Origin of the sequence: Paenibacillus wuxiensis (assembly GCF_040195695.1) — a bacterium.
In the GTDB taxonomy this organism is placed as follows: Bacteria; Bacillota; Bacilli; order Paenibacillales; family Paenibacillaceae; genus Paenibacillus_B; species Paenibacillus_B suaedae.
In genome coordinates, this window is the sequence record NZ_JBEFZI010000009.1 from 51,445 (window position 1) to 73,250 (window position 21,806).

General features: G+C 47.7%; 23 protein-coding genes. 8 read left to right on the plus strand and 15 right to left on the minus strand.

Annotation, left to right across the window (positions count from 1 at the left end):
* Nucleotides 1–160 precede the first annotated feature (160 nt).
* Nucleotides 161–1,105, plus strand: coding sequence for a DUF2167 domain-containing protein (locus tag ABN764_RS20885; protein WP_446673155.1), 945 nt, complete (start codon nucleotides 161–163; stop codon nucleotides 1,103–1,105).
* Nucleotides 1,106–1,215: 110 nt separating this feature from the next.
* On the opposite strand, the gene ABN764_RS20890 is transcribed toward ABN764_RS20885, so the two are convergent.
* The 6 genes from ABN764_RS20890 to ABN764_RS20915 form a co-directional block, all read right to left on the minus strand.
* Entirely contained in the window at nucleotides 1,216–1,947 is a 732-nt protein-coding gene (locus ABN764_RS20890; protein WP_185929432.1) for an ABC transporter permease, read from the minus strand.
* A 1-nt stretch (nucleotide 1,948) separates the two neighbouring features.
* The gene (locus ABN764_RS20895) at nucleotides 1,949–2,662 is read right to left on the minus strand and encodes an ABC transporter permease (protein ID WP_044353872.1); all 714 of its coding nucleotides are present in this window, start codon (nucleotides 2,660–2,662) and stop codon (nucleotides 1,949–1,951) included.
* Nucleotides 2,659–3,573, minus strand: coding sequence for an ABC transporter ATP-binding protein (locus ABN764_RS20900; protein WP_446673001.1), 915 nt, complete (start codon nucleotides 3,571–3,573; stop codon nucleotides 2,659–2,661). The genes ABN764_RS20895 and ABN764_RS20900 overlap by 4 nt, the downstream gene beginning before the upstream one ends.
* A 334-nt stretch (nucleotides 3,574–3,907) precedes the next feature.
* On the minus strand, nucleotides 3,908–5,293 hold the full coding sequence (locus ABN764_RS20905) for a sensor histidine kinase (RefSeq protein ID WP_446673002.1): 1,386 nt from the start codon (nucleotides 5,291–5,293) through the stop codon (nucleotides 3,908–3,910).
* Nucleotides 5,290–5,964 (minus strand): response regulator transcription factor, encoded by a 675-nt coding sequence (locus ABN764_RS20910; RefSeq protein ID WP_446673003.1) that lies wholly within the window; start codon nucleotides 5,962–5,964, stop codon nucleotides 5,290–5,292. Before ABN764_RS20910 ends, ABN764_RS20905 begins: the two co-directional genes overlap by 4 nt.
* A gap of 168 nt (nucleotides 5,965–6,132) precedes the next feature.
* A complete protein-coding gene (locus tag ABN764_RS20915; RefSeq protein ID WP_446673004.1) occupies nucleotides 6,133–7,353 on the minus strand; it encodes an MFS transporter in 1,221 nt (406 codons plus the stop codon).
* A gap of 203 nt (nucleotides 7,354–7,556) precedes the next feature.
* Between ABN764_RS20915 and ABN764_RS20920 the strand changes: the two genes are divergently transcribed.
* On the plus strand, nucleotides 7,557–7,871 hold the full coding sequence (locus tag ABN764_RS20920) for an ArsR/SmtB family transcription factor (protein WP_446673005.1): 315 nt from the start codon (nucleotides 7,557–7,559) through the stop codon (nucleotides 7,869–7,871).
* Between the two features lie 197 nt (nucleotides 7,872–8,068).
* Here the strand turns inward: ABN764_RS20920 and ABN764_RS20925 are convergent, their stop codons facing one another.
* Nucleotides 8,069–8,896 (minus strand): CPBP family glutamic-type intramembrane protease, encoded by an 828-nt coding sequence (locus ABN764_RS20925; protein WP_446673006.1) that lies wholly within the window; start codon nucleotides 8,894–8,896, stop codon nucleotides 8,069–8,071.
* A 189-nt stretch (nucleotides 8,897–9,085) separates the two neighbouring features.
* Here ABN764_RS20925 and ABN764_RS20930 point away from each other — a divergent pair, with 189 nt between their 5' ends.
* Nucleotides 9,086–10,939, plus strand: a complete 1,854-nt coding sequence (locus tag ABN764_RS20930) for a response regulator (protein ID WP_446673007.1) — start codon at nucleotides 9,086–9,088, stop codon at nucleotides 10,937–10,939.
* 54 nt (nucleotides 10,940–10,993) lie between these two features.
* Here ABN764_RS20930 and ABN764_RS20935 read toward each other — a convergent pair whose 3' ends face one another.
* From ABN764_RS20935 to mnmL, 5 genes are all read right to left on the minus strand, one after another.
* The gene (locus ABN764_RS20935; protein WP_446673008.1) at nucleotides 10,994–11,506 is read right to left on the minus strand and encodes an aminoacyl-tRNA deacylase; all 513 of its coding nucleotides are present in this window, start codon (nucleotides 11,504–11,506) and stop codon (nucleotides 10,994–10,996) included.
* Between the two features lie 130 nt (nucleotides 11,507–11,636).
* Nucleotides 11,637–12,605, minus strand: a complete 969-nt coding sequence (locus ABN764_RS20940) for a type I phosphomannose isomerase catalytic subunit (protein WP_142543933.1) — start codon at nucleotides 12,603–12,605, stop codon at nucleotides 11,637–11,639.
* Nucleotides 12,606–12,629: 24 nt separating this feature from the next.
* Nucleotides 12,630–13,022, minus strand: coding sequence for a VOC family protein (locus ABN764_RS20945; RefSeq protein ID WP_268623744.1), 393 nt, complete (start codon nucleotides 13,020–13,022; stop codon nucleotides 12,630–12,632).
* 106 nt (nucleotides 13,023–13,128) lie between these two features.
* Nucleotides 13,129–13,716: a tRNA 5-(aminomethyl)-2-thiouridylate-methyltransferase MnmM gene (gene mnmM, locus ABN764_RS20950; RefSeq protein ID WP_174808571.1), complete on the minus strand. Its 588-nt coding sequence runs from the start codon at nucleotides 13,714–13,716 to the stop codon at nucleotides 13,129–13,131.
* 1 nt (nucleotide 13,717) lies between these two features.
* On the minus strand, nucleotides 13,718–14,686 hold the full coding sequence (gene mnmL, locus ABN764_RS20955) for a tRNA modification radical SAM protein MnmL/YtqA (protein ID WP_072727244.1): 969 nt from the start codon (nucleotides 14,684–14,686) through the stop codon (nucleotides 13,718–13,720).
* Nucleotides 14,687–14,918: 232 nt separating this feature from the next.
* On the opposite strand from mnmL, the gene trmB reads away from it, so the two are divergent.
* Nucleotides 14,919–15,641: a tRNA (guanosine(46)-N7)-methyltransferase TrmB gene (gene trmB / locus ABN764_RS20960; protein ID WP_174808572.1), complete on the plus strand. Its 723-nt coding sequence runs from the start codon at nucleotides 14,919–14,921 to the stop codon at nucleotides 15,639–15,641.
* 103 nt (nucleotides 15,642–15,744) lie between these two features.
* Here trmB and ABN764_RS20965 read toward each other — a convergent pair whose 3' ends face one another.
* Both ABN764_RS20965 and ABN764_RS20970 read right to left on the minus strand, forming a co-directional pair.
* Entirely contained in the window at nucleotides 15,745–16,935 is a 1,191-nt protein-coding gene (locus tag ABN764_RS20965; protein WP_174808574.1) for an MGDG synthase family glycosyltransferase, read from the minus strand.
* A gap of 85 nt (nucleotides 16,936–17,020) precedes the next feature.
* Entirely contained in the window at nucleotides 17,021–17,554 is a 534-nt protein-coding gene (locus ABN764_RS20970) for a phosphatase PAP2 family protein (RefSeq protein WP_021254458.1), read from the minus strand.
* An 850-nt stretch (nucleotides 17,555–18,404) separates the two neighbouring features.
* Here ABN764_RS20970 and ABN764_RS20975 point away from each other — a divergent pair.
* The 4 genes from ABN764_RS20975 to rplT all read left to right on the plus strand — a co-directional run bounded on the left by ABN764_RS20975 (nucleotide 18,405) and on the right by rplT (nucleotide 21,097).
* The gene (locus ABN764_RS20975; protein WP_021254459.1) at nucleotides 18,405–19,643 is read left to right on the plus strand and encodes a glycosyltransferase family 2 protein; all 1,239 of its coding nucleotides are present in this window, start codon (nucleotides 18,405–18,407) and stop codon (nucleotides 19,641–19,643) included.
* 286 nt (nucleotides 19,644–19,929) lie between these two features.
* Nucleotides 19,930–20,430 (plus strand): translation initiation factor IF-3, encoded by a 501-nt coding sequence (gene infC / locus ABN764_RS20980; protein WP_021254460.1) that lies wholly within the window; start codon nucleotides 19,930–19,932, stop codon nucleotides 20,428–20,430.
* 62 nt (nucleotides 20,431–20,492) lie between these two features.
* Nucleotides 20,493–20,693: a 50S ribosomal protein L35 gene (gene rpmI, locus ABN764_RS20985; RefSeq protein WP_005548700.1), complete on the plus strand. Its 201-nt coding sequence runs from the start codon at nucleotides 20,493–20,495 to the stop codon at nucleotides 20,691–20,693.
* A 44-nt stretch (nucleotides 20,694–20,737) separates the two neighbouring features.
* Entirely contained in the window at nucleotides 20,738–21,097 is a 360-nt protein-coding gene (gene rplT, locus ABN764_RS20990; RefSeq protein ID WP_021254461.1) for a 50S ribosomal protein L20, read from the plus strand.
* 140 nt (nucleotides 21,098–21,237) lie between these two features.
* On the opposite strand, the gene ABN764_RS20995 is transcribed toward rplT, so the two are convergent.
* Complete coding sequence (locus tag ABN764_RS20995; RefSeq protein WP_174808573.1) at nucleotides 21,238–21,795, minus strand: acyl-CoA thioesterase; 558 nt, start codon at nucleotides 21,793–21,795, stop codon at nucleotides 21,238–21,240.
* Nucleotides 21,796–21,806 lie beyond the last annotated feature (11 nt).

The window sequence follows — 21,806 nt, forward strand, 5'->3', positions numbered from 1 at the left end:
TCTGGAAATGAAAAACATACCAAAAGTCTCAAGAAAATTACGGTTTGTCACTTTGTATAATCAAAATGTGGGCATATGTACTTATTTTCATACATTCCTTCTTCCGGTATAGTTTGTCGAGAGAAAAATAGAGAGATATTCTAGGAGGTAAAAGATTGTGATGAAATGGTTCAAAAAAACAGCCGTCATAATGGGGTGTGCTGCACTTCTTATGACAGGATCGATGCCTGCACATGCTGAGGGTACTGCGAACTACACTGTCGGGGCGGGACAGGCGGTAGAGCTTGATCAAGGCATTGCGACCGTGACTTTGAAAAAAGGAATGGAATACATAAATGGCACGGAAACGAAAGCCATGATTACGAGAAATGGCGGCAAACCTTCCGGCTCCGAAATCGGTACGGTTATACCAGAAGACGGGCGCTGGTTTTTGTATTTTGAGTACACCGATTCCGGACATATCAAAGATAGCGATAAAAATGAGATCGATGCAGATGAACTGCTGCAAAGTTACAAAGACGGTCAAGAAGAAGCAAACAAAGAAATGACCCCTGAAAATCATCTATTCGTGGATGGTTGGGACGTAGCGCCTAAATATGATGAAACGGCACGTAGAGTTGTATGGTCGCTATTACTGCATGACAAAGACAATGCTTCAATGGTCAATTATAACGAGCGTATATTGACGCGAGAGGGTTATGTGTCGGCGATCTTGGTTTGTGATCCCAAAAAAGTAGAAGCATCGCGCAAGGAAATGAATGATTTGGTCTTGTCTACACTGAAAATCAAAGAAGGCAAGCGCTATGAGGATTTCAATGAATCAACGGATAAGGTGGCGGAGTATGGCTTGGCTGGACTTATCCTTGGCGGAGCGGGTGTTGCCGTTGCCAAAAAAGTTGGATTAATCGCATTGGCGCTCGGCTTGTTCAAAAAGTTCTGGATCGTTGTCGTGGCTGTCATTGCTGGCTTGTGGAAGCTCTTAACAGGCAAGAAGCGCAATAAGGAGCAGGAAGAAGAGGACGTGCAATCTGCCGCAGGTGATGAACAATCAGCTTCTCAGCAATCCTCGCAGCAGCCTCCATCTCAACAGCCGCCAATGTCATAAATTCAAAATGAACAGGATCGTATCCTATATGGAAAGAGGCAGACTAGACAATGATGTCTATCTGCCTCTTTTTTCTACGTCTTTACAAGAAGCAGGATATCCTCATAAAGCTACATGTCTCTGCGGTTGAAATAAATAAGACCACTAAGTAGAAAGAGCAGGAATCCACCGACAATGACGAACAAAAGAGTGCCGAGCGAGACATTGAATGCCCCGTATTTCTCCACGCCGTTCATCGCGAGTGCAGGCTGTGCCCAAGGATACCAGGGGCCGTACTTTTCCGAATTGACGATGAGCATATTCGGCAGTGTCAGCATCACGTTAATAGCAAGCGGAGCCGCGAAGCTTGACCATGATACGGACACGAACAGCTGAAGCGCGGCAACAGGCAATGTAGCCAGCCAGCCATTGGAGAAGGCTCTCAGAAGTTCAGTCCAAGGGATAGGTGCTGTATATCCTTTTAATAAGCCGACAGCAATTGCACCTAGCAGGAACAGTACTTGTGTTAGTCCCAGCAGCAGTGTAACATGGGCGAATTTCGCCAAGTATAGGCTGGAGCGGGACACAGGCAAGGAAAGCATTTGTTTCCAACCGCCTCCCGCGTGCTCGTACCGGCATATAAATGCAGAGAACACGCCAGCCAACAGCGGTAAGAACAACATCGCGTGCGCGATTGACATCGTCGACCATAAATAGAGCCACTGGATTTCGGGCGGCTGCTGCTCAGAAATGAATAGGCCGACGAGCATGGCCAGCAGAGGACTGATCAGGGTAAGCAGTCCAATATGGGACTTGCCCAACTTTAAACGTTCAGATTGAAATAATCGCAGCCATGTTGCCACATCAATCCACATCCCTTCTAATGAAGTGAACAAGGCTGAACAGAAACACGACGAAGCCGATCAAGATACCTGCGATGACGGAGTACTCTGGAATATTGGCTTCATTTACAAGCAGCGGCCACTTGTACGGCATCCAATCCGGCATTCTAATCGAATACACGGATACGATCGTACCTAGAATTCCGCAAGTAAGTGGAATGGCTTGGTTGCTGATAACGGTAGATAACCATAGCTGCAGTGCGAGTATGGGCATAGCCGCTAAGAATGGATAGAAGCTGTTCATGAGCAGCAATGACCAAGGAATATTTGTGCCGAAGCCGAGAAGAAGGCCGAGCAGTACAGATCCGATAGCAAGCAGCAGCGATGCGGTGAACATCATGAACAAGCTCAGGATGTATTTAGATGTGAAAATACTGAACCGTGACACAGGAAGCGCGAGCAACTGCTTCCATGAGCTTTGGCGATGCTCGATACTTGCAATTAAAGAAGTAACGAGCGTTATGCCAAACAATAGGGCTAGAACGGCCAATAATTTAATGTCGCTAAGCAGCCCGAACCATACTTGATCTTTCAGCTTGGATACGAGGTAGTCATAACGCAAGCTGTAATTGAGTGCCTGCAGGCTGATAACACCGAATGGGCCTAGAACAATGAGCAGCCATATCCATGTATGGCGTATTTTTACAAAGTCAGATGACAACAGCTTCCCGATCATCGATTGTTCCCCTCTCCAGTCATTGAGAGGAAGATCTCTTCCAGCGACTGCCGCTGTTCTTCTACTCGATACACGGACAGTTGGTTATGGACGAGCAGATCAACGAGGGAGGCGACCTGACTGTCTGGCATGTAGTTCATCAAGACGCTTCCTTCCTGCTGCTCTACAGCACATCCAGATGCAGCGAGCAGATTCGCTGCCTTGACAGGATTCGAGACTGCGAATCGAATACGATGCTGCGCCTGATCCTGCAATACGCTGATGGAATCCTGAAAGACCATACGTCCATGTTGAATAATGCCTACGCGCGTAGCCATCTGTTCAATCTCACTCAATAGATGGCTGGATACAAGAACCGTAATGCCATGCTGATGGGGAAGGCTCTTAATCAGCTCTCTAATTTCCAGAATCCCAGAAGGATCGAGGCCATTGGTCGGCTCATCCAAGATGAGCAGCTCTGGATTGCCCAGCATAGCTGCGGCGATGCCAAGCCGCTGCTTCATGCCCAGCGAATACCCCTTAACTGGGCGATTGGCATCGTTTGTGAGACGAACGATGGTAAGCACTTCATCGATCCGCGACTTCGGCACATCGATAATTCTGCGTATGGCCTCTAGGTTGTCCCGACCAGTCAGATGAGCATAGTACGATGGATATTCAACCAGCGATCCGACCTTGCGCAAGATTTCCAGCCGATGGGAGTGCAAGTTCTTGTTGAATATTTGAATGTTGCCCTTCGTGGGGCGAATAAGTCCAAGCAGCATGCGGATCGTCGTTGTCTTGCCTGCGCCGTTCGGGCCAAGGAAGCCGTATATATCCCCGCGTTTAATCGTAAGCCGAAGCTGATCAACTGCTCGGCGGTCGCCATATGTTTTCGTCAACCCTTCGGTTTGAATGATTGTTTCACTCAATGTATATCACCTCGTCAGTTAACGATACAGGTCGAAGGTTAAAACAAAAGCGGCTGCTTGTTTAAATTCTGTTTAAGAAAGGATCTGTTTAAAAAAGGAGAAGAAGAAGCCCATGAATATGATCACGTCCATGGGCGTAGTGGGGGGTGCTTATTCATACGGATACTTTAGACTTTCGGTAGTTCGGTTTTTCGAGTGGAAGTAATTTATATTGGTCTGGATTCAGTTGGGTTCAATTGATTCTTATGTTACATAAGGTTTATTGAGTTTATAGAATTTATAGTATATTGATTTCAATGAATTCATTGGATTTCATAATTTCATTGAGTTCCCTTTAGTTTGAGACGCTAGTTGCCTTTATAGGCTCTATCCTCATCCTTGTTCCTTCTGGACTGCTCGTTACTTCCCATTGCAGCTGCATTTCTGCGGTCATCAACTCGACAATCGTCAGCCCAAGGCCAACGCCTCTACTTGCGGACGCAGCGCTCATACCAGGTCCGTGATCCTCAATCACAATTGCAGTCTGCTCTCCATGCGCATGAATCGCAATTCCAATATACCGGCCTTCTGCGGCATGGCGCACAATATTTTGAAATAAATTATCGAGGATGCGCGTCATCCACTGTGAATCGACCCTCCAAGCAACGGGCTGCTCCGGGAGATCAATATGAATCTCAAAGCCTTCTTTCTCCCAAATCGGGTACCAACTCGCCGCAGAAGTTCGGACAAGCCGCAGCATATCCGTTGCTTCCATCTTCAGCGAATACTTGTGAGCAGACAGCAGCGTGTACGCCAATAAATTATCAACAAGCTGTCCCAAATCATTGACCTTCTTATCGATAAGAACAAGCGACTGCTGACCTTGCTCAGACAGTGGCTCTCGTTGGAGCGAATGGGCATGTCCCCGAATCGTAGTTAGCGGTGTTCGAAGATCATGGGACAAATTAGCGATCAGTTCCTTGCGCAGCGTTTCTTCCTCTTGTTCCCGTTGACGGCTAGAGGTGAGCTGCTTGATCATTTGGTTGAAGGTATGCTCCAATTGACCAATTTCATCCCACTTTGTTATCTCAATTGGCGAAGGCAAGCCATTGGCGTTATCGGGAACCATCGCCTTGCCTAACCGCACAAGCCGACCCCGAAGTCTATAGAAGAACCACCAAGAGGCAACTGTAAATAGAACAAACACGAGGGCGATGATGATAAGAGCGTGTGTTGTGCTGTATCCCTGTCTATCCGATACCATCAAATTTCGAGCGATTTGCATAACCATGAATCCTTGCTTCGGATCCTGCCCGATAAAAGCTACGACGGTGAACGGATCTCCATCGTAGCTCTTCTTCATAAAGGTGATGGCGTCCCCAGCATTCCATTGTGCTGGCAGGCTGGGCTGTACAGGAAGCTGAAGGCGAGTAGTACCGCTGTTATCTACCCAGAATAATTTGGCTTCTGGGTACTCCTTCTTCAGCTCATGCAGTCTCTGATCAATCGCAGCCCGATCGGCTTGCTTGAATTGAGCAGCTTCTTGGTGCCATCTCTCTTCCAACTTGGCCGCTACCGCATAACGATTCTCGACGGGTTCCCCTCCATTCTGCAAGAGAGATACATAATAGAGAATCGTAGAGGTTAATGGAAAAATAATCGGCCATATCATGAGCGCGACAAATACTAGCGTCAAATACCGGATCAGCAGTGATTTGCGCAGTGGAATACGGGAATTCATAGCTTCACCCGATATCCGATGCCGCGAATCGTTTCAATAATTTCCGGCTGGCCTGGATCGTTCTCGATTTTCTCCCGCAGATGTCGAATATGAACCATGAGTGTCTTATCGCCCTCCATGTAGGGTTCGCCCCAGACGCTCTCATAAATTTGTTCCTTCGTTAAGATCTGATTGGCATGACGCAGCATGAAGGCAAATATATGGTGCTGTTTGCCGGTAAGTGTGATTTCTTCTCCGGTCAAGGTATGCACAATGTGATTGTCATGCAAGGATATGCGCAGATGCTTCAACTCGATGGAAGCAGGGGTCTGCTTCTCGAAGCGCCGCAGCAGTACCTCCACTCTTGCAGCAAGCTCATCCGGATGGAAGGGCTTCGTTACGTAATCATCGGCGAATTGCAGCCCCTGCAGCTTGTCGTCAATAGACGTGCGGGCTGACAGCAGCAAGATGGGCGTACTTGGGTGTTCGCGCTTCAGACGCTGTCCCACCGTAAAGCCGTCCAATCCAGGAAGCATCACATCAAGTATGATCAGATCGCTATCAGGGACGTGCACCAGTGCATGCTCGCCGGACAGCAGCCACATTACCTGATAGCCTTTATCTTGCAAATAACTGCTGGTCCATGTTCCGATTTCTTTGTCATCTTCTATGTATAATAGCCGTTGACTCATTATGAACGATCTCTCCCTATCGTGTCTTCGTGTCATTGAACATTATAGCTCAAATGAAACCAGATGATAGAGAAAGAATGCAATAGTTGTACGATAGCCGTGTAGTACATCCTAGATTACATCAGCCCTCGCTACTCGTACCGAATAGGAGGCAGGCCGAATCTACTTCTACTGCATCGCCGCCTGATTATTGATCGGTTGCGGGCTGTGCAGCAGGCTGCGGAAGATAAACAGGGATGCTGTATAGCACAGCATCGTAACAACTACGATGGAAGCAAACCCCGCGATGCGTGCATAGAGAACACCAGCCAGAACGGATCCAAGCATCGTTGCGAAATACATCGTGCTGTTCGCCAGCGCGGATACGGTTCCACGTGCATTCGGCTGATCCTTCTGAAGAGTTCCCATTAAGAGAGGGAACAGCATGCCGCCGCACAAGGCGATCAGCGCATATGCGATACTAATGAATGCAATAAGATGGCTGGTCATGACGATCACATACATCGCAATCATGCCAAGGAGTGAATATGTAACAGTTCGCCGAATGCCGAGCGTGCGTTCCACCCTCGAGACGAGAAGACTGCCGAATAAATTGCCGATCCCAAAGCCAAGGATGAATAATCCCGTTTGCTGTACAGTAAGAGAAAAGTCATCAGCGAGCCAATTCCCCAGATAGGAGAAGGTAGAAAAAGTACCTAGCTGATATAAAAAATATCCGAGAAAAGCAAAGGTGGTGCTGCGGCGCGAGAAAAGAGCGCGATATTGTCGTCCAAGAGAGCTCAGCGAACTTCGTTGTTTCGTCGCTGGTGGGATAGAAGGGAGCTTTAGCGCCAATATGATGGTAATGAGCAGCGCAGTTACTCCGATGGCATAGAAGGGCAGTCTCCAACTGCTCGCGGCAAGCAGGCTGCCAAGAGGTACGCCGAGACATTGCGAGACGGCTAAGCCAGCAGTTGCGGCGCCCATCGCTTTGACGATCTTGTGCGGTGCTACTAATTGAGGGATGGATGCCCATATTTGCGGCGAGGCGATTGCCGCGCTTATTCCCGCCAAGGCGCGGTAGGCGAATAAGAGGGTGAAGCTTGTTGTTGAACCGCACAGTGCTGTGAACAGAGAGAATCCCAGCATCCCTCCAAGGAGACAAGACTTGCGATCCAGTCTGTCGGATAGCGGTCCGGCGATTAGGGCGAAAAGGGCGTATCCGAGTGCATAAGCAGAAATAAGCCATCCTGATTGTTCGACAGAGATATGCAGAACTTCTCGTAGTGTTGGCAGCATAGGAGATACGATAAAGGTATCTGTACCGATGATGAACATCGTGGCAAAGAATAAAGACATAATAGGACGGAATGATGATGCGGCAAGCGGTTGATTCATCGTATTGCTCATTGTAACTGGCCTCCTGTAATGAATAAGCGATCTCATGCGGCAATGATGTACGCAAGATCGTTCTTAATCGAGATGATTCATAGGTTACAAATGATAGTGAATATAGGTAAGATTCACTGAATATGAAGGTGCGCACCTTTGTTCAATAGTTCGAGTGTAATCGAACTATTGAATGATGTCAATCATTTCGGTACAATAATGACATGAGAACATTATTTCATCCCGCTATCGAAGATATTGAACTTTCGCAAGTATTTTATGCGCTCAGCGAGCCGATTCGAATGAATATCGTGCTGCAATTGATGAGCATTCCGGAGCAAACTTGCGGAGGATTCGAATTATCACTGTCCAAGTCAACTATGTCCCATCATTTCAAAGTACTGCGCGAAGCAGGCATTATTCGAACTAGAATGGAGGGAACACAGCGATTCATCTGTTTGCGCAAGGATGAACTGGAGGCGCGCTTTCCTGGTTTAATGCAAGTAGTCCTGACCCAAGCCAAGGAAATGACGTCGTAGTTCTGCGAACAGAGCAAGGGCCTTATAGAGAGTCGAAGTTGAAGTGAGGAGCTCCGCATGGGTCTGCACATGCATGATTAAAAAGACGCTTCCATCCCACAATTACAGTGGTTTTGGAGGCGTCTTTGCTTATCTGTCATACAACTCTCTTATTACTGCTCTTGGAACATCAACTGATCGGTTTTTTTTTGATGTGTTTAGTTTGTGGATTGAACATTGTTGACATGGTGGCGTATGCGCTTCATGACCCATACCGTAAGCAGCATATAACAGAGAATGACAACGATGCTGTTGTCTCCCGCTACATATAAAGCCATACCTGAAGTTGGAACCGCAAGGCTGCGCAGAATACTCCACATTACGTTATGTGCCGAGTGGAAGATAGAAGCTGTCCATACGCTGGATGAACGCAATCGAATATAACCGATGACAGGGCCTAGGAACAGGCAGGATACGACAATGAATAGGCATGCGAGAATCGGATTTTGATCTTGGTGGTAGATGGAGGACAGCAATATAATCGGGATATGCCATAGTCCGTGAATCAGGCCGGTGGCGAACAACGCCTTTCTCTCTCCCAAGCTGTTTACAAGAAGCGGAAGCAAATAACCTCTCCAGCCAAGTTCTTCACCAAGTGAGCTGATAAGTACGGCGCTGACAAATTGTATCGCAACAACGAACGGGAAGGCGGACCAATCATAACCTGCATAGTTGGGGGGAACCTCGATATCTAGGGCACCAACTACCCAAGCGAATCCATAGCTCAGCGCTACAATGCCAGCTGGAACCGTGATACATAGGAGCCACCATTTTAACCCGAATTTTCGTAATCCAAGCGCGGCCCATCCGGATCGCGATCGACCGTCCTTCGTCACGAACAGGAGCATAATGAAGGCAGCCACTGTTGGAGTCAGCATATAAAGTAAGGAATTGGTGTTCGGAACGATACTGACACCTATAGCTAGAATGAAGACGATTGCTGTGTAAATCAGTGCTTTTGTATGGCTGTGTAAATTAGAAAACATGCTGCATTCCTCCGGTTTCGCTTTTTTTCATGGGCCTATCATATTACAATAAGGATGGTGCTCCCAGTGAGGAACATCTGAAATGCTGTCATATGAATATCCTATCTATCTTGGATGTAGAAAATGCCGTAAATATATCTGGCTGAGTGATTAGAGAAGTATGTTACTTACGTGGAAAGAGGCAAGTGAATGGAGCAACGACAATGGCATTGGATCGACACAGCACTAATGGGCTTATACATTCTCTGGATTGTATCAGGGGCAGTTTATATTGCCATATCACCGGACTTTAGTACGGTTCATACCGGACGTACAATCGTACCATTTATATTGTGTTCTGCGCTGCCTTTATGGTTCTGGAGACCTGGCAGCATTCACCCGTCGAAATTTATTGCCTCGGAAATAATTTTGTCGGGAGGCATTAACATTTCCATGCATTTGTCGATGCCTCTATATCTCGACAATATGGTGTTGCCTGCACTACTCGTTGGATTTATGACGTCAAGGAAGAGTGTATGGTGGGGAGGTTCGATTGTAGGACTTTTTCCTTTCATTGGTTTATGGAGCGGCAAGTTATCTTGGCTTCAGGCTTTGGACTCGTCTGTTAATCATTTCATATTGTTCGGGATAGGTGCTGGCTTTCATGTGTTTCTGCATTCACAACGAAGAATGAAGCAGCTGCTTCAAGAGAATGAGCATCAATTCAATATTATTCGTCAATATGCGGAGCAAGTGGAGCGGCTTACCGTTCAGGAGGAGCGCAATCGCGTAGCTGGAGAATTGCATGATACATTAGGTCATTCACATGCATCGATTGTTATGGGGTTGGAATCGGTCAAGGTTCTTATGGGGGACGACCCTGAACAAGCAAAAAGTAGGCTTGAGAGTGTGATTGTACACGCACGGAGCAGCTTTGAAAAAATACGACATCACATTCATGATATCGCTCCTTCTGAAGAAGGGGAGCGAACATTGGATGAGGTATTGAAGCACTTGCTGGACACGCTTGGCAATCAAACTGGTATTGCATGTAATCTCAAAACAGAAGGCATCATCTATTCTATTCCTTATGCACACCGTATGGTATTAGAGCGTTGTGTGCAGGAAGCCGCTACAAATGCAGTGCGTCATGGTAGAGCATCATCGATCGAGGTTAACCTTGTCTATGACGAGACAGAAGTATGCTTATCGATTCGGGACAATGGGCTAGGCAATGAGAAGCTAACCTTTGGCTATGGTCTGTCATCAATGCAGGATCGCCTGCATGCTTATGGTGGGCACTTAATGGTGCGTTCTTCATTGGGGAACGGCATGGAAATTGTATGCAAGGTTCCGCGCAAGTTGCATATAGAGGGCGATCAGCCGATCCGCTTGCTCATTGCTGATGATGAGCAGCTCTTTTGTGAGAGTTTGTGCTATTTATTCAGCCAAGAAGATGATGTCTATGTCATAGGTGCAGCGGTGGATGGGAAGGAAGCGATTGAATATATGGAGTGCGAGCATCCTGATGTCGTGCTCATGGATATTCGAATGCCGCGAATGGATGGCTTGGCTGCTGTTCGTGTGATGAAGGAGCGATGGCCGGATGTGAAGATCATTCTGCTGACAACGATTGAGGAATCAGATTATGCCGTACAAGCGATTGATGCGGGAGCGGAAGCGTATCTGCTAAAGTCCATGCATCCGAAGGAGCTGCTTGCCAGCGTCCGTCTTGTACATCAAGGGGGAACGCTCCTATCGCAGCCGATCGCACGATTGATGACCGATCAATTATTGCAAATGGATCACGCTGAGGATCGAAGTGAAGCGGCAGGGAGTATGGGGCCGTGCATAGAAAGCAGTGAAGATCCATTCGGCTTAACTGAACGTGAGAAGCAGGTGCTCTATTATTTGGCACAAGGAAAGAAGTACCGTGAAATTGCTCAGATTCTCTATTTGTCCGAAGGAACGATCCGCAATCATATCTCAAGCCTATATGCCAAGATGGGAGTAAACGATCGGATGTCTGCCGCGAATGCAGCACGGAAAGCACGTCTTATATAAAATGAGAGAAGCGCTTAGTGAAGTCACTAGGCGCTTATTTGTATATTTGGACAGTTATTTTCGTACTCGTGCTACAATAGCTTGATTGACACGCACCATTTCTTGAACGGAGATTCGCGTCAGTGAATAGGGGGAGCCCCCGCCTGTATATACGAATTCCTGTTCCAGAACTTTCGGATCGATAAGAAATGTGGCTGTGAACCCAAAGGAAGGAATCCCGCCGGCAGGATATCCGGCTAGCTGAAGCATTTCTTGCTCGAGCGCCAAGCGTGGAGGGGGAATAAGCAGTGCCTTGCCAACTCTGCTGGTGCTTGCGCGGTCTTCGCCCTTGACGATGGCTACAAGTAAGTGACCTTCACCATCGATCATGCAGACATTTTTAACAAAATCAGCTTTATCGGCTTGCACCGCTTGAGCAGCATCCTCAACGGAATGGCACAGTGTATGTAGACGCAGATGTTCAGCAGCCATTTGATTCGCGCGGAGATAGGAAATAAGCTTGTTATCATATTCATCTGTTGACTGTGGTGGTTCCGGATTTTCTAGAAATTCCTTATTCGCATTCATCTATGTTCCTCCATTCAAAAGAAAAAAGCTCGTGTAAATGCAAGTGAACGTGCAAGTGTAGGCACCTTGCTAATAAAATGGCACCCGGTCTCCCCGTAAGGAGCCGGATGCCAAGTCAATTATGCGTGCATTAAGGAGCAACAGAGCGCAATACAGTGCAGTTGCCATCAAGCGTATATTCACCAAGGTTAGCTGGAAGCAAGAAGCATTCGCCTGCTTTGAATGCGATCTGCTCGTCAGCAGTTGTAAGTGTGCCTGTTCCTTCGCACACAACAAGAATGACGAAGCTCTCTTCTGTTGTTGCGAGTGCCCATGGCTTCTCAACGATGCCTTTTTCTACACGGAAGTACGGAGACTCCGCGAGCACCAGCCACTCATTAGCGACAGCGCCATTTGTAGACATGCGAGTTGCGCCCGCGCCTTCGTATGCGATGACATTCAAGGAATCCTCAATGTGCAGCTCGCGCGGCTTGCCGTCGAGACCTGGACGGTTGTAGTCGTACAAGCGATAAGTCGTATCGGAGTTCTGTTGAATCTCAGCGACTACGACACCTGCACACAGCGCGTGAACCGTACCAGCTGGAATGTAGAAGGTGTCCCCGGCCTGGACGGATACTTCTTGCAGAACTTCCATAATGCGGCCTTCTTCGATCGCCTCTGCCATTGCTGCGCGATCAATGCCTTCCTTCAAACCGTAAATGATTTTCGCGTCTGGCTTCGCATCAAGCACATACCACATCTCTGTCTTGCCCAGTTCGCCTTGCGGCAGACCTTCATACGTGTCAGTAGGATGCACCTGAATAGAGAGATCATCATTGCAGTCCAACAGCTTGATAAGCAATGGGAATCGGCCGTTCTTCTCAGAGAAGCCCTTGGAGCCGAACCATTCCTTGCCGTATTGTTCACGTACTTCGTCCAAGCCAAGTCCAGCCAGTTCACCGTTAACGACCTTCGTCGTACCGTTCGGATGATCACCGATCATCCAGCCTTCACCGATATGTCCTTCTGGCAAATCCAGTCCAAATTGCGTCAGAGCACGGCCGCCCCATACGCGTTCTTTGAATTCAGGTTGAAACTTCAATGGATAAGGTCTTGTCATGTTCTCTCACTCCCGAGTTGTCTATTATCTAGTTGTTTGGAAAAACTCAAGTCTCTCGCCGTCCGGACCCTTAAAGAAAAAATAGCGGCTGCCGTTCGGCAAGGTAACCAGTTCTTCATCAATAAGCTCAACTTGAGGCAGGCTCTTCATTCGAGCCAACTCAGCCTCTATATCGTCAACAGTGAAGGCGATATGGTGAACCTTGCCTTCTTCCGTTAAGCTTCCAGAATAACCTTCTACAAGTTCAACTTCCGTTTCGTCAGCACCGTCCCATCCGAGAAAGGCGAGGCGAATGACACCATTCGTATGAAGAAGGGTTCCTTTCAGCTTCAAGCCGATGACTTCCTCATAGAATCGAATGGATAGTTCTATATTGCGAACCATGATCCCAACGTGCTCTATTTTGCGAACTGCCATTTCACAACAACTCCTTCAACATGGTGAACAGGATGGTGGGGCAGATATCGAAGCGGAAGCTGCAATTGCCAATCCAAGTGGGAAAGGCTCTACACGCGATCAGATGTTATTTTCGTTTCTCTACCGCAATGACATAAGGTGCATCTGGACGCTGCAGCATTCGATAAATAACGGCTTGCCCAAGACGAGCTGGAAGAGACTCCGCCCAAGCTCGCACTTGATCGGCCTCATCATCGCCGCCACTGTGTCCGGGATAGAGTACAATACTAAGCACTCCGCCAGGACGCAGCATAGATAAACCGTTGTCGAGTGCTGTAAGTGTCGTCTCAGGGACGGTCATAATGCGCTTATCTGCCTCATTCGTAGGCAGATACCCAAGATTGAACATGATGGCAGCGGTTGTACCGAACCATTCTTCGCCCAGCACTTCATTCATGGCATGATGGCTTGCCTGAAGCAAGCTGACATGTGCGTATTCGTCTTCGCCCAGCTCACGATGAAGCCGCTTACGAGTCAGCTCAAGCGCTTCTTCCTGGACATCGAAGGCGGCTACTGAGCCGCGCGATCCAGTTAGGCGGGCGAGAAATAAGGTATCTACACCTGTTCCCATCGTTGCATCAATTACGCGTTCACCGGGCTGCACGCGCTCCTTCACCACTTGCTGTGCATAGCCGAGTACGGATAGAAATCCCATCTTATGACTCCCTCCAATACTTGCCCTGCCATGTGTTGCGCCGTTTCAGCTCCGCATCGATGCCATTGAGCACTTCCCATTTTCTCATGCTCCACATCGGTCCAATAATTAAGTCCCGTGGTGCGTCACCTGTAACGCGGTGGACGATCATCTCCGGAGGAAGCATTTCAAGCGAATCGACGATAAGCTTGATATACTCATCCATCTCCAGGAAGCGCAGCAATCCAGCTTCATATTGCTTCACCATCGGGGTCTTGCGCATGAGATGAAGCAGATGAAGCTTAATGCCTTGCACATCCATCTGAGCGACAGCTTGGGCCGTCTCGAGCATCATACTATGCGTCTCTTGCGGTAGTCCGTAGATGATGTGAGTGCAGACGCGAATATTATGCTTGCGCAGCTTCTCTACGGCTTCGATGTAGCATGCCGTGTCATGCGCGCGGTTAATAAGCTGAGATGTCGATTCATGAATTGTCTGCAGTCCCATCTCGATCCATAAATACGTGCGCTTATTAAGCTCTGCCAAGTATTCGACAACATCGTCCGGCAAACAGTCAGGCCGTGTCGCAATGGACAAGCCGACGACACCAGGCTGCTCAAGAATGACTTCGAAGTAATCTCGCAATACGTCCACTGGTGCATACGTATTCGTATAAGCTTGAAAATAGCCAATATATTTGGCGTTTGGCCATTTCGCATGTTGTCTGTCTCGAATGGTGTTGAATTGAGTGACCAGATCGTCGCGCCGACGACCGGCGAAATCTCCGGAACCACGAGAGCTGCAGAACGTACAGCCGCCAATTGCGATGCTTCCGTCCCGATTCGGACAGGTAAACCCAGCGTCGAGCATCACTTTGAATACCTTTTCTCCGAATTGCTCGCGCATCTCATAATTCCATGTATGAAACCGCTTGTCTCCCCACAAGAGGGGGGAAGTCGATTGTGTGTGTATGAAGCCGTCCAATGGCATACAAGCCCTTTCAATTGCAGTGTAAGTTGATTGTTATGCAAAACGTACGCCGTCCATAACGGAAGCTTATCGATAACAATCCCATTGTATTATTGTAGCAGATTTAGCCGTAAAAGCGAAGACAGCGGGCAAGCTCTGTTGTTCTTATTTGCCTGCATCGCCGTCTTTACTTTTTATCGCTTGTCATGCACAATAAGGGCTTGGAGCATAATCAGTATGGAGGAAAGCACACATGCGCTTACGTGGCAAAAGAGGAGCAAAAGAGCTGCTTGCAGAGCAAACCGACTTGGTCGTGCTTGAGCCGGAGCAGTTGAAGGGCAAATGGAGTGAGGCGTTCGGAAATGACCGCCCCATATATGTTGAGCTGGGAATGGGAAAAGGGCAGTTCATCAGTAAGATGAGCTTGAAGTACCCAGACATCAACTTCATCGGTGTGGATATGTACGATGAGTTGATCGCTCGCGGATGTGAGAAGGCTCGATTATTTCGAGAAGAAGCAGGAATGCAGGAAGCGTCCAACCTGAAGCTGGTGCGCGCGAATGTTGAATTTTTGGAGCAAATTTTTGCAGAAGGCGAACTTGAGCGCGTATACTTGAACTTCAGTGATCCGTGGCCGAAGAAGAAGCACGCACGCCGTCGCTTGACCCATTCGCGTCTTGTTGAGAAGTATCGTTATGCATTGAGCAATACAGGTGAGATTCATTTCAAAACGGATTCAGAGACCTTGTTCGAGTTTTCCTTGAACTCCTTCGCAGAGATGGGGCTTCAAATGCGGAATATCTCCTTGAACCTGCATCGTGATGGCATCAATGAAGAGCATGTTATGACAGAGTACGAAGAGAAATTTATGGGCAAAGGCATGAATATTCATCGTGTCGAGGTGCTCGTTGGGGATCAGGCGTACAAGCAGTACCGCTCTTCCTTGCCTCACAATGAGCCTTACGCATCCCGTTAATTCCGGGTCGAAATCATATATGGATGATCAAAAAAGCCGCTATTCCGCATGAATGATAGATGACAGTGCTTCATCGTTCGCATGCTTGATAGCGGCTTTACTGTTATTCGATTGAAGTAAATGGCACATTCATCATTTGTAGGATTGCTTCCGCACATACCTTAGGATGATAACGAGATGCCTTCTGCTCATGCTCTAAGCGGCGTGCGGAGACCTCATCGTAATGATGTACAAGAAGATTCATCCATTTCGTAATCGTATGTGCAGACTCGATCGACTCGCCATATCCCTTCTCCGTGAAGTAGTGGGCATTCTCTTCCTCTTGGCCGGGGAGCGGCTGATAGAAGAGCATCGGGATTCCCTTGGCCAGCGCTTCAGTACAAGTCATCCCGCCTGGCTTGGTAACGAGCAGGTCGGACACATCCATCAATTGGTCAACTTCCTTGGTGTAACCCATCAGATGAATATTCTCATACTGGAAGCGAGGATTCTCCAGCATACGACGGCGAAGTTTCTCATTATTCCCGATACAAAAAATAAACTGTACATCTTTGCGCCAGCGGGTGAGCAGCTCTGTGGATTGTGTCGAATCCATCATTCCCCAGCCACCGCCCATGACGAGCACAGTCGGCATGTCTTTCAGCCCGAAGCGGGCGCGGATGGATGATTTGCCCATTCCATCATGCGGCTCCCAGAAATTCGGATGGACAGGAATCCCTGTCACTTGTATGGAATCGCTGCTTACGCCATGCAGTTCTAGCTTCTCCTTCACCTCTGGCGTTGAGACGAAATAGCGATTCACAGCCGGACTCACCCAGGCTGCATGCGCATCATAATCGGTAATGACCGTACAGAGCGGGACATTAAGTCCAAGCCTGCGCAATCGGGAAATGACAGCGCTTGGGATCGGATGAGTGCATACGATCATATCAGGCTTAAGCTGACGCATAACGGACATAGCATGAGTGTAGAATACCCGGTGCAGCGCCATTGTAGTCAGTCGATTTAGCGATCTATTGTACTGTGTCTTATACATAAAGCCTACCAGCTTCGGCTGTATAAGCACAGTCTTGCGATATGCTTCTATAATGAGCGGAGCTGTCTTTGGGTTAAGGAAGCTCCCAAGCTCCATCACACGAGTTTGCACATGCGGAGACAGCTTGCGAAGGCTGACAGCAAGTGCATGGGCAGCTTGGGTGTGACCAGCTCCGAAACGCTCTGACAGCAGCAGTATACGCTTCTTTCCTTCGTGCTCGGCACCAAGAGTGATGCCGGAGGGAAGTGTAAATGTCATTGCTTGATGCACGGTATTTCACCCTTCTATTCGATCTTCTAGATATATCATAATTTCTATACCCTACTATACCCGATGTCCGTGATTACACAATAGGCCATAAAGCAACGGTGCTTACGGCAGCGCCTGTACCGATGAATGCGCCAGCAAGACAGTCGGATGGATAGTGAAGTCCTAAGTACATACGGGACAGTGCGACGATACATGCAATCGGCAGAAGTCCCCATGACAGAGTCGGGTTAGCTATTATGAGCGGGACAACGACTGAGAATATGGCTGTCGTATGTCCAGAAGGAAATGAATGGTCAACAAGCGGCTTGCGGAATGTGCGTATATTAGGCAATGCTAAGTGTGGACGCACACGCGGATACCACTTCTTAATTAAGGCGACAGGCAGATGGCTAACTGCAAGTGCAGCAACACATTGCCAGCCAACGATATTCCATGGATTAGGCGCTAGCCAGGCAAGCAGCAAGGTAAAGGCAATCGTAAAGGTTGCCCCGCCCAGATGGGTCAATGTATACAATATAATATTCATGCTCCGGTGATGCAGCCGGTGATTAATCCAAAAGAATAATTGACGCTCACGATTACCCAGCCACGCGATAACACGGGTCATGTCGGTTCCTCCGTTATCCGGTATTTAATAATATGATCGTAACAGCGTAACATTAACAGAAGATGATGGGTTTGTGAATTTTATCTGAAGTCGCTACAAGTTCAAAGAGCATCTTTAATCATATTTTCAAATGCCGAGCATTTCAACAAGTTATTCCTATTTTACCTTGAAGTGATACTGCCTGCAAAATCGCGAATTACGCACGTAGAATGCCTATTTCTTCGATTATCTTGCTGTAGTGCCCTGTAATGAATGGTGTAGCATGTACGGTAGGATTATGCGGTGAATCCGCTCTGACAGAGGTTATGAATGGTAAGGGTTCTATTCATCAGCATCTTTGGCAATGCTGTATGAAGATAATGCCAGAGACATGTTTTCCATATATTCCAAACGGGTAATAAACATTACCTGAAACTTTCTTCCGTTGTAATACGTCCATAATAAGAGAGGGCATATCCCTAACACAAAAAAAAGTAAATTGTTCCATTCTCATTGTCTTTCGGATCCTGGATCAGCTTTGAAAGAACAGCAAATTTTGACGAAAAGGGGGTCAAAAGCCATAATTTCTTAGCATTTGGATGAAAATATAACATAACCTTGCGGGAAAGCATGATTCGATGCGACTTCGCACAGTAACTTCGGCGATAATGTTCATATTCAAGCGTTGAAAGCCAATAAAAGGTTTTGACAAATGAAAGCAAACATTAGAAAATCGTGATCGACCGTTTTCAGCGGGGTAAACCATATATAGAGTTGATGAGCATGCGTTCATACATAAAAAGAGAGCGCCGTGTTCGTTAACGCAACAATGAAATTGAAGTAGGGGTTATTTAAAAGGGGGACACCAAGCATGGTGGATACGTTATTTATCGTCTTGCAGGTTCTGCTGGCCGCGATTGGGGTGTACCAGTTTACCTTGTCGCTGTTCGGTATTTACCGCAAAAAAGAGAAAAAAGTATACGAACCGCAAAAATCCTTCGCTGTGCTCGTAGCAGCGCACAATGAAGAAGCCGTTATTGGAGCATTGGTTGAAAATCTGAAGGCGTTGGATTATCCGAGAGAAATGTACGACGTGTTTGTCATCTGTGACAATTGCACGGACGGTACAGCCGATATCGTAAGAGAGCATGGCGTATATGCTTGCGAACGGCATAATCCGCATCAACGAGGCAAGGGTCATGCCATCGAATGGATGTTGAAGAATCTGTGGGAAATGCCGCGTCAATACGATGCAGTTGTTATGCTTGACGCTGACAACTTGGTAAGCAAAGACTTTTTGACTGAAATGAACAACGATCTGTGCTCGGGGGCACGCGTTATTCAAGGATACATCGATACGAAGAATCCAGAGGATTCTTGGATTACAGCCGCATATGGCGTAACATACTGGTACTGCAACCGTCTGTGGCAGTTGTCCCGTAAGAACTTGAACATGGCTAACTTCCTCGGCGGTACAGGAATGTGCTTCGAGAGCAAGCTGTTGAAGGAAATGGGCTGGGGTGCAACGAGCTTGGTTGAGGACCTGGAGTTCACTGCCCGCTGTGTTAAAAACGGCATCAACCCAGTGCTGAACTACAATGCACGCGTGTTTGATGAAAAGCCGCTTACGTTCAAGGCATCGGCTCGTCAGCGTCTGCGCTGGATGCAAGGTCACTTTACCGTAGCGCGTCGTTATTTCTTCCCGCTGCTGTGGCAGAGCATCAAGGAGCGCAACTTGGCGAAATTCGATATGGCGCTATACACAATTACGGTGTATACAGTCTTGGTTACTTTCCTCATGACGGCGTTCATGTGGGTAGATGCAGCATTCTTCAATGGGCCGAACGTGGCAACGTTCTTCCAGTACCTGCCTGAGTGGGTTCCGGTTGTGTCACTTGTGCTGTCCTGTGCTGTATTCGTACTGGCGTTGATTTTGGAAGGTGTCAAGTCTTGGCGCATCTATGCATCTCTGATTACATTCCCAGTATTCTTGCTGTCCTGGTGGCCGATTACGTTCTACGCATTCTTCACTCAGAACAACAAGGTATGGAGCCACACTGAGCATACACGAGTTGTGCGCTTGGAAGAGATGCAAGGCAAGCAAGTGTAAGGCGTAAAAAAATAATAATAGTGGCTTGACTTGATCCAGTTCACTGTGATATATTATTCAAGTATTTGAAACACATATTGCAATTGGAAAGAAGAAGCCCACGCTTCTCACCTGACCGACATGTTGTTGGCTGGTTATGACTCGCACTGCCTAGGCAGTGCTCACTAGATTAGAATGTCTATGTGAGGGATGTGGGCTCGATGAGCTTGCATCCCTTTTTTATGCGATAACCAGTTAGATGCAGGAAATTCGATTATGGAGGTGGCACACCATTAGCAAGGATCATTTGATTAACGAGGACATTCGTGCAAGAGAGGTTCGCTTAGTTGGTGCAGCTGGGGAGCAGATTGGCATTACGCCGTTCCGCGAAGCACTGCAAATGGCTTACGACGCTAACTTGGACTTGGTAAACGTGGCTCCGCAGGCAAAACCGCCTGTATGTCGTATTATGGACTACGGTAAGTTCCGTTATGAGCAACAGAAGAAAGAGAAGGAAGCGCGCAAGAACCAGAAGATCGTCGATGTAAAAGAAGTATGGTTCCGCGCCAATATCGAGGAGCACGACTTCAATACGAAGCTCCGCAATGTCTTGAAGTTTTTGCGTGACGGAGATAAAGTAAAATGCTCTGTTCGTTTCCGCGGACGTGAAATCACGCATGCTGATATCGGGAAGAAAGTGTTGGAGCGCGTTCTGAAAGAAGCAAATGAGCTTTGCATCGTTGAACGTACACCGAAGCTGGAAGGCCGCAGCATGATTATGATTTTGGCGCCGAAGACGAACAGCTAATTCGGCCCGCCGCGCAGAAGAAGGCGGCGGATAAGAATACCGAACTTGAGGAGGAAACGATAATGCCTAAAATGAAAACGCACAGCAGCTTGAAAGGCCGCTTCAAAATTACGGGAACAGGTAAAGTGCGCCGCTACAAAGCGTACCGCAATCACTTGCTTTCCCACAAATCGAACCGCACGAAGCGCGTTCTTGCTACTAGCCCAGTAATGGCAGCAGGCGACGTTCGTCGTATGAAGCAACAATTGGCTAACTTGAAATAAGCAATTATACGGAAACATCGAATCGATTGGGAGGTTAATACGAAATGGCTCGAGTAAAAGGCGGATTTACGACACGTCGTCGTCATAAAAAAGTATTAAAATTGGCAAAAGGGTACTTCGGTTCCAAACACAGATTGTTCAAAACAGCTAACGAGCAAGTGATGAAATCCTTGCTGTACGCTTACCGCGATCGTCGCGTTAAGAAGCGTGACTTCCGCAAATTGTGGATCGCTCGTATCAACGCAGCGGCTCGCATGAACGGCTTGTCCTACAGCAAATTCATGCACGGCCTGAAATTGGCTGGTGTTGAAGTGAACCGCAAAATGTTGGCTGACTTGGCAGTGAACGATATCAACGCGTTCAACTCCTTGGCTACAGTTGCAAAAGAAAAAGTTAACGCGTAAGAGTGCGTTGATATAAGAAAAGCAGCGATTTCGAAACTAATTCGAAACGCTGCTTTTTTTCATATAGGGATAAGAAAGCATCATTTGCAGATCGTATGCTTCCTTTTCTCGTTATTGAAAGGAGTAAAGTGTTGTGTTGTTTACTCCCAGTACTTGCTCGTTGTTAGCTTATCCGCTAACTGTTTACTCGCTATACGTCTTACTTTGCGAAGCTCTGCTCGCTCTGTGGCCGATTCATGAAGCAGCTTCTCTTCCTCTGTATCAGGGATAACAGGGGGCACAAACGCAGCTGAGCCGTCCTCATGACGTGCTACGAAGGTCAGGAAGGAGGTAGCGGCAACAACACGCTCGCCGGTATATAGCTGCTCTGCAATGACCTTGACGAATACTTCAATGCTAGTCTTGCCTGTCCAAGTGACGAAGGACTCTAGGCAGACGGAATCTGTGGGACGAATCGGCCGTAGAAAATCTACGGAATCCGTGGATGCAGTCACGACATTATGACGGCAGTGACGCATCGCGGAGATGGATGCTGTCTCGTCAATCAGACTCATCAGTTTACCGCCGAACAGCGTCTGATGGTTATTGACATCGTTAGGGAATACACGACCGGTCTTGAAGACGCGGGATTCCTTGCAGTGTTTGGGTGCAGGAAGTGAAGATGTTGTTGTTGATTGTTGTTCTGACATAGCCTTCATTACGCCCTTTC

Coding starts and splice junctions, on each gene's coding strand:
- ABN764_RS20895 (WP_044353872.1), bottom strand. CDS start 2,662: ATGATCGGGAAGCTGTTGTCATCTGACTTTGTAAAAATACGCCATACA.
- ABN764_RS20940 (WP_142543933.1), bottom strand. CDS start 12,605: ATGACAAGACCTTATCCATTGAAGTTTCAACCTGAATTCAAAGAACGC.
- ABN764_RS20975 (WP_021254459.1), top strand. CDS start 18,405: ATGGTGGATACGTTATTTATCGTCTTGCAGGTTCTGCTGGCCGCGATT.
- ABN764_RS20910 (WP_446673003.1), bottom strand. CDS start 5,964: ATGAGTCAACGGCTATTATACATAGAAGATGACAAAGAAATCGGAACA.
- ABN764_RS20930 (WP_446673007.1), top strand. CDS start 9,086: ATGGAGCAACGACAATGGCATTGGATCGACACAGCACTAATGGGCTTA.
- rplT (WP_021254461.1), top strand. CDS start 20,738: ATGGCTCGAGTAAAAGGCGGATTTACGACACGTCGTCGTCATAAAAAA.
- ABN764_RS20925 (WP_446673006.1), bottom strand. CDS start 8,896: ATGTTTTCTAATTTACACAGCCATACAAAAGCACTGATTTACACAGCA.
- ABN764_RS20965 (WP_174808574.1), bottom strand. CDS start 16,935: ATGACATTTACACTTCCCTCCGGCATCACTCTTGGTGCCGAGCACGAA.
- ABN764_RS20905 (WP_446673002.1), bottom strand. CDS start 5,293: ATGAATTCCCGTATTCCACTGCGCAAATCACTGCTGATCCGGTATTTG.
- ABN764_RS20945 (WP_268623744.1), bottom strand. CDS start 13,022: ATGGCAGTTCGCAAAATAGAGCACGTTGGGATCATGGTTCGCAATATA.
- ABN764_RS20995 (WP_174808573.1), bottom strand. CDS start 21,795: ATGAAGGCTATGTCAGAACAACAATCAACAACAACATCTTCACTTCCT.
- ABN764_RS20935 (WP_446673008.1), bottom strand. CDS start 11,506: ATGAATGCGAATAAGGAATTTCTAGAAAATCCGGAACCACCACAGTCA.
- ABN764_RS20920 (WP_446673005.1), top strand. CDS start 7,557: ATGAGAACATTATTTCATCCCGCTATCGAAGATATTGAACTTTCGCAA.
- ABN764_RS20915 (WP_446673004.1), bottom strand. CDS start 7,353: ATGAGCAATACGATGAATCAACCGCTTGCCGCATCATCATTCCGTCCT.
- mnmL (WP_072727244.1), bottom strand. CDS start 14,686: ATGCCATTGGACGGCTTCATACACACACAATCGACTTCCCCCCTCTTG.
- trmB (WP_174808572.1), top strand. CDS start 14,919: ATGCGCTTACGTGGCAAAAGAGGAGCAAAAGAGCTGCTTGCAGAGCAA.
- ABN764_RS20970 (WP_021254458.1), bottom strand. CDS start 17,554: ATGACCCGTGTTATCGCGTGGCTGGGTAATCGTGAGCGTCAATTATTC.
- ABN764_RS20885 (WP_446673155.1), top strand. CDS start 161: ATGAAATGGTTCAAAAAAACAGCCGTCATAATGGGGTGTGCTGCACTT.
- rpmI (WP_005548700.1), top strand. CDS start 20,493: ATGCCTAAAATGAAAACGCACAGCAGCTTGAAAGGCCGCTTCAAAATT.
- mnmM (WP_174808571.1), bottom strand. CDS start 13,716: ATGGGATTTCTATCCGTACTCGGCTATGCACAGCAAGTGGTGAAGGAG.